The organism is Xylanibacter oryzae DSM 17970, from assembly GCF_000585355.1.
Lineage (GTDB): Bacteria > Bacteroidota > Bacteroidia > Bacteroidales > Bacteroidaceae > Prevotella > Prevotella oryzae.
Window position 1 is genome coordinate 1,422,342 of sequence record NZ_KK073873.1, and the last position, 14,616, is coordinate 1,436,957.

Sequence of the window (14,616 nt, forward strand, 5' to 3'; positions counted from 1 at the left end):
TAAAAAACGAATCAATATGAAAAAATATAGAATATATTTAATGACACTATTGGCACAGGTCATGGTATTCTCCGGTTGCACTGACAAGACCGACAGTTACGGTGACGACGGACGATTATTCATGCCTATGTTCAGACTGCAGGCAAACACCAACAACAGTTCCGACCGCTATGCCTGCAATATAGCCTCCAACATCCCCGATTGCGGTAGCACCCATGTCAACGATATTATGCTTTATTGGTATGGCGTAAATGGCGCCACTGGCTATCGCATAAAATCCAAAATACAAGGTACCGACTGGGATAAGAACTGCGTACTTGATACAATAGTCAATCCGGAGACTCTAGAAATTCTACATCCCGACATACAGTATTCTACAGGTTACAGTTATGCTATACAGGCTATTTCACCAAAAGGCGATGCCTACAACTCCAAATGGTACGGTTATGGCGATGGCTCACACCAGAACGACTATGTTACCATCACCACAGGCGAACGTTACGACGTACCAAACGTATTCTGGGTTCAGGATGTAACCAAAGAGACAATGCGCGTATACTTCAACCAGACAGCCGAGAGTGGATACGAAAACACCTACAAAGATTTTATCGAAGCGGGTGCCCAAGTATCAAACGACAAATGGGTGTTCGATGAAATCAGAGTTGAGCCATCAGCAGATAATCCCGACTTCCCTGGAAAATCGCATAAGATGACTGATGCAGATTTTGCCAACGGATATGTAGATTTCAACGGTCTCACCTCTAACGCCGCCTACATCGTAACCGGTCAGAATAACAACGTAAAACGTTACTTCGACCGCCAATACAATAAGATTATGGTACGTATGCAGGGAGAGCCCGGTAAACCTATAATAATACCAGCCAAAGTAGACCCTAACGATACAATTCTTGCACAGTCATTTGCTACCGGCCTGCAGGCTACACGCATAGATACCGTCCTTGTCAACTATATGGGCGACAACTCTATGGCAGAGGGCCAGATCTTCTATCTGGAAGGAGGCAAGACATACTATATGCAGACTAGTGTAGAACTTACTAAAGGATTTACTCTTGAGACCAATCCTGCCGACCTTGCCTCTGGCAAAGGAAGAGCCACCGTATATCTCGGAGTAGGAACCACCACTGAAGCCGGCATCCAAGGTAACGCCTGCAACTTTATGCTTGGCCGTAATGCCAAGAGCAGTGCCGAGAATGGTGTTATGCTCACCCTCCAGGCTATGAAGTTCAATAATATCGACTTTTCTGTCCACAAGTACTTCAACTATATGGATAAGAACGGAACAGATGGTAACAGCCTTGTTACTGTCACACAAAACTACTTTATGAATATGTCATCACAAGGCTTGTCGTTCTCATTAAGCGAACTTAGCATCAAGAACTGTACATTCAGTGGTATGGTTCGTGGTTTCATCCGCTTCCAGGGTCCTAACCGTGAAATAATAGAGAAACTTACTCTAGACGGATGTGTCTTTTACGACTGCGGTGTATACGATGTCAACGGCCGAGGCTATTCATGGTTTGCCGGTCCGGGCAGTAATAAGAACTCCAATTTCTTCCAACACCTGTCCATCACTAACAATTCATTCATTGATTGCCCACGCCACGCCTTTGTATCCGAGAACAACAATCTGGCTTGGCCCGTAGGAACAACGTGGGATATTGACATCGAGAACAATACATTCATCAATGTAAGTTCACGTTCTAAAGACCGCCTGCTCATCGAGACCCAATATCCGCCTTCCGGCAGTAAGTTTACAATCAAGAAGAACCTGTTTGTACAAGTAAACAAAGGTTCAGACGATTCCAGGAACCTCTATATAAGTGGCATGAAGATTAAGTCAAGAGATATCACTTACGATTTCTCCGACAACTATGCCACTACAGTCCCTGCATGGTCTACAAAGAAACTTACCGACGGTCTGTTCACCTCCAACGCATTCAGCGACTCACAGAACGGAGCCGGCTACCTCAGCGGCGCCCTTAATGCAAACGGCTATGGTGAAACCCAAATTAAGTTTGGCGACAACCTCAATGGCAATGAAAACGATGGCGTAGGTTATGAACTTACACCCGAAGACCTGTTTAAGAATCCAGCTCCAAAAGCTGCTAATGGTTATAAGGACATGCACCGTTACGACATCAACGGATTCTATTATAACAATTCATCCAAGGTTAAGTCACATCCTATCTTCACAAAACAGATTGGAGACCAGCGCTGGGCCACAGGTACGACATGGAAGTAATATTACCCATTGGATAATATAATCTAAATCCAATATACTAACAAGAGATACCCCTCCGAAAGCATAACAACTTTCGAGAGGGGTATTATCTTTATCTACTAAACTGCATTGCTTATATTTACATCCGTTAAATAATGTTTTTATAAGCTCTATAGTTATAATTCATTACTTTTTATAACAAATAAAATACTATTTGTAGATATTTGTCGAATATATTGATTATATTTGCCAGAATAGGAAGTTCTTAATTTGGGATAAAAGAATAACTAACAATTTAAAACATAAGATTATGAATAACAAAAAAGGAAAAGAAAGAAAAGAGTTGAAGAAAAAACCTCAGACAGACAAGATAAAGGTTAAAAGTGAATACCAAAAGGAAAAAGATCATGGTGGAGAAAGAGCCACACTTATAATAAACAAAACATAATGATAAATATAAGAAGAGAAGGCGTTATTATAGAGACAACTGATCTTGAATTCGAAAATGAGAGCGTAATGAATCCTGCCGTTATTGTTGCAGGAGGTAAAATACACATGTTTTATAGAGCCGTAAAGACAGGCAATATGTCGTCTATCGGTTATTGTATACTAGAGAGTCCGTTAAAAGTCGTTTATCGTAAAAAGGAACCCATACTATCTCCCGAATTTGAATATGAAAGACATGGTATGGAGGATCCTAGAATTGTAAAGCTAGACGATACCTATTACATTACATACACAGCCTATGATGGAGATAATGCAGTTGGAGCATTAGTCACATCCAAAGACTTGATACATTTTAAACGATTGGGAGTCATTACCTCTCACGTTACCTATCCTCAATTTGTCGAATGGCTTACTAGAGACAAACATCCGCATACAGATAAGTATTTCCGTTTATACAACCAGCGTCAATCAGCCACAGAGACAGGTAAGCTGCTTTATCTCATGGATAAGGATATAGTAATGTTTCCTAATAGAGTAAATGGAAAAATCTTTTTTCTGCATCGTATAAGACCTGATATTCAGTCAGTATCCATTGATAAGATTGAGAACCTCACACAGGATTTCTGGGAGAAATATTATTCCGCATTCAGCAGTCATGTTTTTTTTACGCCCAAATATGATTTCGAGTCAAGCTATATCGGTGCAGGCTGCCCACCAATACGGGTAGATGAAGGATGGCTTATGATCTATCACAGCGTTTACGACACCCCCGAAGGATATGTCTATTCTGCCAGTGCAGCCTTACTCAATAAGTATAATCCCTCTATCGAAATAGCACGATTGCCATATCCACTGTTAAAGCCCCAGAAAGACTATGAGACACAAGGTATAGTCAATCACGTATGTTTCCCCACAGGCGCTATAATATGGGAGGATAGACTATATATATACTATGGAGCGGCAGATAAAAGCATCGCATGTGCATCCGTCCCTGTCAGAGAATTAATTGATGAATTATTAAATTATAGAAAATGAAACATGTATTATGTATTACCACCTATCCGCCACGTGTATGTGGCATTGCAACTTTTTCGTACGACTTGATACAAGCTATTAATAAGAAGTTTACGAAAGATTATACAGTCCGGGTGTGTGCTGTAGAATCTGATATAGAGAAACACTCATATGATGCTACTGTAAAGTACATATTAAACACCTCAGAGCAAGAGGATTTTGATGTAGTCTCAAAAAAGATTAACCAGGATACCGACATAGATTTAATCTGTATACAGCATGAATTCGGCCTTTACAGTGAGAATCAAGAATTATTTCTAAAATTTGTCCAGACTATAACCAAACCTATCGTTATAGTTTTCCATACCGTATTATCCCATCCCGAAGCATACTCACGAGAGTATCTCCGGGATATAATTGAAGCCTGCCAGTCAGTCGTGGTGATGACCCATGCTTCATCAGCCATACTGCAAAACGAGTATCAAATTGATAAAGACAAGATCAACATCATACCTCACGGCACCCATTTGGTATCACAGATTGATAAGGAAAAATTAAAAAAGACCTACGGATTCTCAGGACGTAAGATACTCTCTACATTCGGACTGCTAAGTCCAGGTAAGAGCATAGAGACCACTCTCGACGCCATGCCGGCTATCATAGAAGAAAATCCGGCAATACTGTTTTTAATCATTGGAGAGACCCATCCTATGGTAGTCAAGAAATACGGCGAAGCCTATCGTGAAAGCCTAGAGGCTAAAGTGAAAGAGCTCCACCTAGGCGACAATGTAAAATTCATAAACGAATATCTTGACATCAACACACTGCTTGAATATCTTCAGATGACAGATATTTATCTGTTTACATCCTCCGATCCTAATCAGGCAGTAAGCGGCACCTTCGTCTATGCCCTTAGTTGCGGATGCCCTATCATTGCCACCCCGATACCACACGCGTCCGAACTGTTGAGCGATAATACAGGCGTCATCTTTAATTTCCACGATTCAGTACAATTAGCCAAATCTACTAATAGTCTATTGAAAGACGAAGAGTTGCGTATCCAGATGAGAATCTCCGGTTTGCAGAAGACAGCCTTCACAGCTTGGCAGAATACAGCCATCGCCTATACCCTACTCTTCGAGAAGATAATTGGTTCAAACGACATCCTTACATATTCATTACCCGAAATCAAACTGGATCATATCGTTAGCATGAGCCAGCATCTGGGCATTATACAGTTCTCTAAAGGCAACCAGCCCGATTTAGAATCAGGTTATACCCTCGATGATAATGCCCGTGCACTTATAGCCCTTTGCATGGCAGATAAGCAAGAAGAACATCCCAAATATGGAATGTACATGAAACGATATTTAGAATTCATCCAGTATTGTCTACAAGACGACGGAACACTTAAGAACTATGTAGACATGTATTATAACTTTACCCCGCAGAATGATGAAGTCTTATTAGAAGACAGCAATGGCCGTGCTATATGGGCCCTTGGATATTTCATTTGCAATGCCCACACCTTATACGAATTCGAAATTAAGGAAGCCAAAAAGACCCTTCGTCTTACCTTCCCTGCCCTTAGAAAGATGCAATCCCCCAGGAGCATAGCCTTCGCTATAAAAGGTCTCTGTTTATATTTTATGAAAGAGCCGTCACGAGAGGTGTATGACTTTATCCATCTGCTAGCAGACAAGTTGAGCGGCTTATATCTATCTGCGTCAGATAATAACTGGAAATGGTTTGAGCCATACCTCACATACGAGAATGCCCTTTTGCCTGAAAGTTTATTATACGCATACAGCGTAATGAAAAATGATGGATACAAATCTATCGCTAAAGAGTCGTTTGAGTTCTTATTAGAGAAGACCTTCATGAATGGTCGGATCAAAGTTATCTCTAATATTAACTGGTTGAACCGAGGAGAAGCAAATACAGAATACGGAGAACAGCCTGTTGACGTAGCAGGTACGGTGATCGCACTGTCAGCCTTCTATAATATATTCCACGACAAAGAATACATCCAGAAACAAAAAGACGCATTCAGTTGGTTTATGGGCAACAATCATCTTCATCAGATTATTTATAATCCCGCTACCGGCGGCTGTTACGACGGTCTTGAAGAGAACAACATCAACCTTAACCAAGGAGCTGAGTCTACTGTTTGTTACCTTATGGCCAGACTGTCGCTTATCAATCCATAAGCTCACCGCCACACTCATAAAATAGAGAATGCCGATACAGAGTCATCTGTACCGGCATTCTTCCTATACGGAAATTATAATCTCCCCTTTACACATATCTACAAATTACGTTGATAGTCACCACTTGTCACATTATCAATCCACTCATGAGTTAATGCTCTGGCATTTGTATATGCTTTAACATGTCACTCAGTGCATTGCATATCTTTATTTATTGCAAATATAGTGATTTTATTTTTATTCTAAGCAACAATTCACTTTTTCTTTACATCTATCCTCAGATTCCTCCCCCAAGCACACGGAATAGTACAATATAACTTTCTATCTGTTCATACTCCGAAGAAAGCTTCTGCAACTGAGCGGCAAGAAACGACTGACGGGCGATGATACCCTGAAGAGCGTTACCGTCGCCATATTGCATCTGAGCATCAGCAGCATATATTGTTTCACGCAACTTTCTGATCTGAAGCTCTTGCAAGCCAGTCACTTGCGTTGCTGTCTGATAAGCATTCAGAGTATTGTTCACCTCATTTCCTGCATCAAGCACAGTCTGACAGAAACTCACAAGAGCCTGTTGCTGCTGCGATTTGGCTATGGCTAAATTGGCTCTATTCTGCCCATTTGCAAAGACAGGCTGGGCTATCGAGGCAACAGCCTGCATAAGGATACTACCCGGATTTACAATACCCACACTGCCATTGTTGGTCCACCCCGCAGAGCCTGATAATCTAAGCGATGGATAGAATGCTGCGCGTGCCACATTGGTCTGGTAGAAAGCAGAACGCAACGCTGCCTCAGCCTGCCTTACATCCGGTCGAGTGGCAAGCGCAGCTATTGGGATGCGTCTCACCACCTGATCAGAAAAGTCATGAATAGTAAAATTACCACGCTTGACTGGAGTTGGAGTCCTGCCCAATAAAGTCGAGAGGCTCCCCTCAGATTCAAATATCTGCTTGTCTATCATCCTAAGCATAGTTTCAGCCTCGTATCTACTCGCCTCCGCCTGTGCTATTATACCCCTGTCAGTATCACCGGCAGTCATCAAAGCCTGCAATATGGCAATCTGCTTTTGCCAACTCTCTATTGTCTCTTCTGTCACTTTTTTCTTTGCATCAAGCATTTCAAGGGTATAATAGTTTTGGGCGATAGTTGCTATTAGTCGTGTTTGCACCAACTGGCGATAAGCTTTTCGTTCGTCTACTGCAGCCAAAGCACCCTTTATTGCATTTCCCTGCTTACGTAAAATATCAGCCTCCCAGTTTACCGTTGAACTCAGAGAATAAGTCTTTACAGACTTTGTTCCATCAAAACTGCTGATATTTCCATCACCTGCTACAGACACCGAAGGCAGCAGCAGTCCACGTGCCCCACGTAGTGCCGCAACAGCCTCATCTATTCTAAGTCGCGCCAGTTCCAGTTCACTGTTCCGTTCCAATCCCTCACTTATGAGCGCTTCTAGACAACTGTCCTTATAGAAATCCTGCCAGTGCAGCATAGCCGTTGTATCACCAACCGACAAACTGTCTTGAAGTTCCTTCCTTATTATATTGTCTGTCTTCACCCGTTGTGGCTTGTAGTCTTTGAAAGTAGCACAAGAGGCAAAGGCGATCAATAAGGCAAAAGCCAATACTGTTTTCTTTATCATTATTCTATTTGTCTTCTATTATTTCTTTATTGTCAATAAGTCTACGCGGCATCCAATGCTCCTGTATCCATTGGAACACCACAAAGAGAGCCGGTACTAAGAAGAGTAAAGCTATGCTTCCCATTATGATGCCACCTACCACTCCGCTTGCCAACGAGCGGCTGCCTTTGGCTCCTGCTCCGGTGGCTATCATCAAAGGCACCATTCCAAGTACCATCGTCAGTACGGTCATCAAGATAGGTCTGAAACGATCTTTTGCGGCATTATACGCAGCCTGTATCAGTCCCATGCCTTTTCTGCGATGTTCCACAGCATACTCCGTAATTAAGATGGCCGTCTTTGCAAGCAGTCCGATAAGTAGCACGATCCCGGTCTGCATGTAAATATCATTCTGTAACCCCAGCACCTGTGCTAGCACGAAACTGCCTAGGATTCCAACAGGCACCGTGATGATGACAGCAAACGGTAAGACCAGACTTTCGTAGAGTGCAGCCAGCACCAGATATATAATCAGGAAACTGAGCATAAAGACCAACATAAAGTTGCTAGACGACTGACTTTCCTCAAGGCTCATTCCTCCCCATTCGTATGTGTACCCCAGTGGCAATGATTGCTTTGCCACACGTGCAATTGCCTGCATAGCCTCACCGCTGCTCCTTCCTTTAGCCGGGTTTCCTGTGATATTGATAGCACTGAAAAGATTGAAACGATTCAGATTCTGCGGTCCCTTTGTCGGAGTCAGTTTCATAAAAGACGAAGCCGGAGCCATCTCACCATTAGCAAGACGCACATAGATACGATCCAGCGACTCACTCGTCACACGATATTCCGGACTTGCCTGCATCGTCACATTATAAAGACGGGAGAATCTATTGAAATTAGAAATATACGCCCCTCCATAATAACTTGATACCGTCTCTAGAATCTCATTCGGTGTAATACCCGACCGCTGACATTTTGCAGCATCAATATCCACCCAGAACTGTGGATAATCAGCACTGAAGTCTGAATAAGCCGTACCTATTTCCGGCTGTCTGCCAAGTGCTGCCACAAAATCATCCTTCACCTTTTGGAATCGTTCAATACTCCCCCCGGTACGGTCTTGCAGATTCAGTTCAAAACCACTGCTCATACCAAATCCCGGAATCATTGGTGGTGTCATCACCAGTACATCAGCCTCCGGAATACTACGTGCTGCCTCATTTATTTTTGCCGTGATGGCAGCCACACTCTCATCATCATTACGCTCCTTCCACTCTTTCAGTGGAACGAAGAACATTCCGGTATTTGAACCCGATGATGTAAACGAGTATCCATTAGTCATCGCATAATGTGCAATACCCGGAATAGTTCTGAGTTTCTTTTCCATCTTGTGCAGCGCCTTTGCGTTCTCACTCATAGAAGTTCCTGGTTTAGTCGTCATATTAACGTACAGCATACCGGTATCTTCATCCGGCACAATACCTGTTGGCGTTTTCTTCACCAAGATTACAAGAATCAGTCCTGCAACAGCGATGATGGCAAAGGCAAAATACTTATGACGTATAAAGCGCAACACCCCCTGAGCGTATTTACGGCTCATCTCATCAAACACCGAATTGAAAGCTCTTCGAAAACGTGCTGCAAAATTATTCTTTTGTACCCCGTTCTCGTCCATATAAGGTCGAAGCAGCAAGGCACAAAGAGCCGGTGACAGTGTAAAGGCGTTGACAGCCGAAATTCCTACAGCCACAGCCATCGTAAGACCAAACTGGCGATAGAACATTCCAGATGTCCCGCCAATCATACTCACCGGAATAAAAACAGCCATAAAGATTATGGTCGATGTTATCAATGCCTTGGCTACATTACCCATGGCATCGCGCGAGGCCAGATATGGTGATCTATAGCCATTGTCGAAGTTAGCTTGCACCGCCTCCACCACAATGATGGCATCGTCTACCACCGTACCAATAGCCAGTACAAGTGCGAAGAGCGTAAGCAGATTTATACTGAAACCTATTAACTGCATGAAAGCAAATGTGCCTATAAGCGATACTATTATACTGACAGAAGGGATTAACGTAGAACGTATATCCTGCAAAAACACATATACCACAAGGATAACAAGAATCAAAGCCTCAATAAGCGTATGCAGCACCACCTTGATAGAAGCATTCAGAAAGTGGTTGGTATCATTGATCTTCTGAAATTTCACCCCAGCAGGCAATTGAGCCTCCATCTTATTTAACTCCCCGTCTATCTCATTGATAATTTTTGAAGCATTGCTTCCTGCCCTCTGCTGTATCATCGCCAACGCAGCCGGATGTCCGTCTAGTGATGTGGTGTAGTTGTAAGTCTCGCTGCCCATCTCCACCTTTGCCACATCCTTCAGTCTAAGAACCTCGCCATTAGCAAGACTGCGTATCACGATATTACCAAATTCCTCAGGAGTTGAGAGACGTCCGCGATATTTCATCGTGTATACATATGTATTATCGTGATTTTCTCCAAAGGCTCCGGTAGCCGCCTCAATATTCTGTGCAGCAAGAGCTTTACTTATATCATCAGGTATAAGCTTATATTGCGACATCTTATCAGGTTTCAACCACAGACGCATATTATAATCCGAACCATATAGCATAACTTTTCCCACACCCATTACTCGTTTCAGACGCGGCACCACATTGATATTCATATAGTTGTTAAGAAAGTTCTCATCCAACTTTCCATCTTCACTATATAGACAGACTGTCATCAGCTCAGAGTTCTGCTGTTTTTCTGTCATTACCCCCTGTTTGGTCACCTCGGCCGGCAGATTAGACAGAGCAGCCTGCACACGGTTCTGCACGTTAACGGCAGCCATATCCGGATTAACACCATTCTTAAAGAATACAGTAATACTTGCATCACCCGAGTTGCTTGCCGAAGATGTCATATATGTCATACCCTCCACACCGTTTATGGCAACCTCCAACGGTGTAAGTACACTCTTTATTACAGTTTCGGCATTGGCGCCCGGGTATGTTGTCATCACATTGACCGTTGGTGGTGCCATATCCGGATATTGCTCAACAGGCAACGAAAAGAGTGCAACTATTCCCATCAGTACAATAAGTACAGAGATTACAGCAGAGAGAATCGGTCGCTGTATAAATATTTTAAAGCTCATATATTAGATCCTTTTACATTTTAATTTTATCTCCTGCCTTTAAACCTTCCGTCACAATATAGTTCTTGCCGTCGTTAATATGAAAAACCTTAATCTGTGTCATTATCGGTTTACCATTCACGATGCGGTATACAACCATTTTATCCTGCAATTCGCTTACAGCAGTCTGCGGAATAACGATAGCATTAGATATTTTCATCGGCATCAGCACATTACCGGTAGCCCCACTTATCAGCTGTTGCCTGTCATTATTAAAAACGGCACGTACACTCACACATCCAGTCTGTTCATCAAGAAGTCCACTGATAGTAACAATCCTTCCATTAAATTCGTAGACACTGCCATCACTCATTTTCCACTTTACAGGAGGCATTTCTTTCAGAGCCCCGGCTTTAGATCCGTATTGCCTGATAAGCGATGTAAGCTGACTTTCATTAAGAGAGAAGAAGGCCACCATCCTTATATTGTCAGAAACATAAGTCAGCGGCTGAGACATTGATGGCGAAATGAGCGCCCCTATTTTATACGGAAGAGTACCCACCACCCCGGCCGACGGACTGCGCACTATCGTATACGACATATTGTTGGCTGCATTGCTTTTCTCCGCATATGCCTGTGCCATTTCGGCACGGGCGGTTTTCAGTGCATTGGCCGCCTGCGCAACTGTAAATGAAGATATCACCTTCTGCCGTTTAAGCTGTTGTTTGCTCTGAAGCATCAGCAAAGCATTATCTACCCGTGCACGCGCGGCCTGTATGTTAGCCTGTGCAGTAGCCAGTGCAGCTCGGTAACCTGCTTGATTTATGATGAAAAGCGGTTGCCCGCTCCTTACCGTCTGTCCCTCTTCCACGCACACTTTCACAATTTTTCCTTCTATTTGCGGATAGATTGCGATATCTTGTCTGCCACGCAGAGTAGCAGGATAACTCAAAGTCAGTGTGGCCGGTTCATTCTTCACGACGAATGTCTTAAAATTTTCTTTGACAGGAGTTTTTCCTATTGTCACTTTTTGTTTGCAAGCCGTCAGTATAAATGGAAAGACCAACATCACCAAAAAAATTCTTTTCATATATTATATGTTTGATACTAAATATTTTCCCATAGCAAAGATACGGCTATACTCAATACGAATAAAAGAGAAACTATCCGAAGCGGAACAAAAGGCCACTGAACCGTCATTGTTGATATTTCGAATGCTTTTTTTCCGTTTCAACAGCTGTTTTATACGTTTCAGTACTTCTTTTCCTACTTGTTTCCGTTTTTTTACCTAATTTTGCAAATAATATAACATACTCATGTATATGAAAAAAGGATTCTATAATGGTATTCTGCTATATGCCAAACTGTGGTTCATAGCCATAGTGGTATCATTCGTGTTCATTTATGTAATGGGCTACGGCGATCCTGATGACACCAAAGTTGCCTATACTTTATACGACTTTCTCTTAGATGGAACTATGATGGCAGCATATCTTAGTATTTCGCTGCTTTTCAACTATTTCTTTATCCGCATATTCCAGCCCCTGCAGCATTATAGCAGCAAGATGTTTATCTATTCCATCATGCTGCTTTCCACCAATCTTCTTACAGCCATACTCATGACCAAAGGCCTGACACTCATTTGGGGAGCATTGCCACGTCAGGAGTACATCAAGACAGTATATCTGTTCTGCCTTGTTGCCACTTTTATATCCGGCATCCACGCCAACATATCTTTTCAGAAGATATATAAGAGTCAGGCAGAAGAGAAACACCATCTTGAGATGGACAATATCCGTCAACGTGAAATCAACCTGCAGACATCGCTGATAGCACTAAAGACACAAGTTGACCCGCATTTCCTGTTTAATAACTTCAGTATTCTCTCCGACCTGATTGAAGAAAGCCCCAAAGAAGCCCACGAGTTTCTCGAAAGCCTGTCAAGGGTCTATAGATATAAGCTCGTCAATATGAGCACCCATCTGGTCAGCGTCGATAACGAGTTACGTATGCTCCGCTCTTACGTTCATCTGGTCAGCACCCGCTTTGGCAACGCCATTCGGGTCATATTCCCTACAGCCGAACAACTCACCACAATACAGACACTTGGTGTACCACCTCTCGTCATCCAACTGTTGGTAGAGAATGCCATCAAGCACAATGCTCATAGCGCAGCGCATCCACTCGTGGTCAATATCCGCATAGACCAACAGCATATAGTGGTTAGCAACCCTATCATGCACCTTTCGTCCGAGGTAGAATCTACAAAGTTGGGACTTGCCAATCTGCAACAACGCTATCGCCTGCTCTCAGACGAGCAGCCAACCATAAACTGTGACGGTCAGAACTTCACAGTAATCCTTCCACTAATAAAATTGGGAAAATGATAAAGGTATTGATTATAGAAGACGAATTTCGCAACTACAATCGGTTACGCCGGTTACTCTCTGATTATGATCCCGGCATGGTTATAGAAGGCCCGTTAGAGTCTGTTTCTGAGACTAGGCAATGGCTTAGCACCCATCAGGGAGCAATGGCTCCCGACATTGTCTTTGCAGATATACGGTTGAACGACGGTATCAGTTTCGATGCCCTTGATGCCCTTAATGAAACTTCCAGTCTGGTGTTCACCACGGCCTACGACGAATATGCCTTGAAAGCTTTTCAGTATAACGGCCTGGCGTATCTGATGAAACCAATTGAAGAAGAAGAATTACGCCGAACACTTAACCACATCAATAGTTTGCGCGGTGAAAGCATCAAGGCACAATCAGCCGAGATGCAAGGGCTTAAAAGACTCATTTCCCAGATGCGCGCAGACAGATACCAATATCGTGAAAGGTTTCTCATTCCCTACAAAGATGGTTTTGAGATAGTCAATACCAATGATGTCAGTTTCATTTGCACCGAATACAAAGAAACAAAAATATATCTCCATACAGGTAGGTTCTATAACCTTTCGATGTCGCTTGACGAGATAGACCGTCAGTTGAATCCCGATCAATTCTTTCGTGTAAATCGTCAGTATATTGTCAGTATCAACAGTGTGAGCAGCCTTAAGACCCACTTTGGTGGTAAACTGCGTATATGCCTTCAAGGCTATGAAAATGTTGAGCTAATGTGCAGTCGTGAGCGTGCCCCCCAGCTTAAAGAATGGCTCAACAAATAGATCCATTACAAAAAAGTACCTCCCCCACGATGCAATCATCGTGGGGGAGGTACAACACATAAAAGCATTAGACGTTTTCTATTTCTTTTTTTTATCATCTTTAGTCACAAATATTGAAACTATTGTAACTAAACCTGTCATACCGAAAAATCCTGCAAACCATTGATGGTCCAGATAAAGAGCAAATCCTGCCACGGCCATAAATACAACAATTGACAAAAAAGCAAAAAACATTCCGAAAAAATTTATTCGTCCTGTTCTACGTTCAGCATTGCTTATGATTTTTAATTTCTTCATATCTGAGCAATGACGATGCTCCTGCTCCTTTTCCGAAGCAGCAATAAAATAATCAAGAATTTTGGGGTCTATCGCTATATATTTAGTTAATTCCTCTGGTGAAGGCATGGAACTATCCTCTACGGTAACAGTCTGTTCCAATTGATTGCCTACGCCATTACTAGTAGATACGTGAGTTTCGCTGCGTTTTATTGATTGCTTAGCCATTTTTCATTGCTACTTTGTTAAAGCCATTACGCATGTCACGCCCTATTTTTTCACGATCTGAACGTAAGTTAACTGAATCTGATTTTGATTTTTCAAACATTTCTCGACGAATTTCCTTTACAGAATCAGATTCCACATCGTATTTACCAGACGAAGCACTACGAAATGTTTTTGCCCCATTTGACATAAAATGTTTGACACCTTTGATTATGCACATATAATATTCTCCTTTTTGTTTGATTTCAGTTGCAAAGT

General features: G+C 42.5%; 11 protein-coding genes. 6 read left to right on the forward strand and 5 right to left on the reverse strand.

The features are described 5' to 3' along the window. The first annotated feature begins 16 nt into the window (after positions 1-16). The 4 genes from XYLOR_RS05905 to XYLOR_RS05915 all read left to right on the forward strand — a co-directional run bounded on the left by XYLOR_RS05905 (position 17) and on the right by XYLOR_RS05915 (position 5,913). The gene (locus tag XYLOR_RS05905) at positions 17-2,263 is read left to right on the forward strand and encodes a hypothetical protein (protein WP_154655680.1); all 2,247 of its coding nucleotides are present in this window, start codon (positions 17-19) and stop codon (positions 2,261-2,263) included. Positions 2,264-2,552: 289 nt separating this feature from the next. Continuing rightward, the gene (locus XYLOR_RS13795; protein WP_154655681.1) at positions 2,553-2,690 is read left to right on the forward strand and encodes a hypothetical protein; all 138 of its coding nucleotides are present in this window, start codon (positions 2,553-2,555) and stop codon (positions 2,688-2,690) included. Beyond that, positions 2,690-3,724, forward strand: a complete 1,035-nt coding sequence (locus XYLOR_RS05910; protein WP_036877768.1) for a glycoside hydrolase family 130 protein — start codon at positions 2,690-2,692, stop codon at positions 3,722-3,724. The genes XYLOR_RS13795 and XYLOR_RS05910 overlap by 1 nt, the downstream gene beginning before the upstream one ends. Further along, a complete protein-coding gene (locus tag XYLOR_RS05915) occupies positions 3,721-5,913 on the forward strand; it encodes a glycosyltransferase (protein ID WP_036877770.1) in 2,193 nt (730 codons plus the stop codon). The genes XYLOR_RS05910 and XYLOR_RS05915 overlap by 4 nt, the downstream gene beginning before the upstream one ends. Before the next feature lie 277 nt (positions 5,914-6,190). On the opposite strand, the gene XYLOR_RS05920 is transcribed toward XYLOR_RS05915, so the two are convergent. From XYLOR_RS05920 to XYLOR_RS05930, 3 genes are read right to left on the reverse strand one after another with little or no spacing between them, the layout of a single operon-like run. Further along, entirely contained in the window at positions 6,191-7,558 is a 1,368-nt protein-coding gene (locus tag XYLOR_RS05920; RefSeq protein WP_051508899.1) for an efflux transporter outer membrane subunit, read from the reverse strand. A gap of 4 nt (positions 7,559-7,562) precedes the next feature. Next, entirely contained in the window at positions 7,563-10,709 is a 3,147-nt protein-coding gene (locus tag XYLOR_RS05925; protein WP_051508900.1) for an efflux RND transporter permease subunit, read from the reverse strand. A 13-nt stretch (positions 10,710-10,722) separates the two neighbouring features. Beyond that, a complete protein-coding gene (locus XYLOR_RS05930) occupies positions 10,723-11,778 on the reverse strand; it encodes an efflux RND transporter periplasmic adaptor subunit (protein ID WP_051508901.1) in 1,056 nt (351 codons plus the stop codon). Between the two features lie 232 nt (positions 11,779-12,010). Here XYLOR_RS05930 and XYLOR_RS05935 point away from each other — a divergent pair, with 232 nt between their 5' ends. Further along, a complete protein-coding gene (locus tag XYLOR_RS05935; RefSeq protein ID WP_036877771.1) occupies positions 12,011-13,075 on the forward strand; it encodes a sensor histidine kinase in 1,065 nt (354 codons plus the stop codon). Beyond that, on the forward strand, positions 13,072-13,857 hold the full coding sequence (locus XYLOR_RS05940; protein ID WP_051508902.1) for a LytR/AlgR family response regulator transcription factor: 786 nt from the start codon (positions 13,072-13,074) through the stop codon (positions 13,855-13,857). The genes XYLOR_RS05935 and XYLOR_RS05940 overlap by 4 nt, the downstream gene beginning before the upstream one ends. A 78-nt stretch (positions 13,858-13,935) precedes the next feature. On the opposite strand, the gene XYLOR_RS05945 is transcribed toward XYLOR_RS05940, so the two are convergent. Both XYLOR_RS05945 and XYLOR_RS05950 read right to left on the reverse strand, forming a co-directional pair. Continuing rightward, entirely contained in the window at positions 13,936-14,361 is a 426-nt protein-coding gene (locus XYLOR_RS05945; RefSeq protein ID WP_036877773.1) for a DUF2335 domain-containing protein, read from the reverse strand. Next, entirely contained in the window at positions 14,354-14,578 is a 225-nt protein-coding gene (locus XYLOR_RS05950) for a hypothetical protein (RefSeq protein ID WP_036877775.1), read from the reverse strand. Before XYLOR_RS05950 ends, XYLOR_RS05945 begins: the two co-directional genes overlap by 8 nt. Between the last annotated feature and the right edge of the window lie 38 nt (positions 14,579-14,616).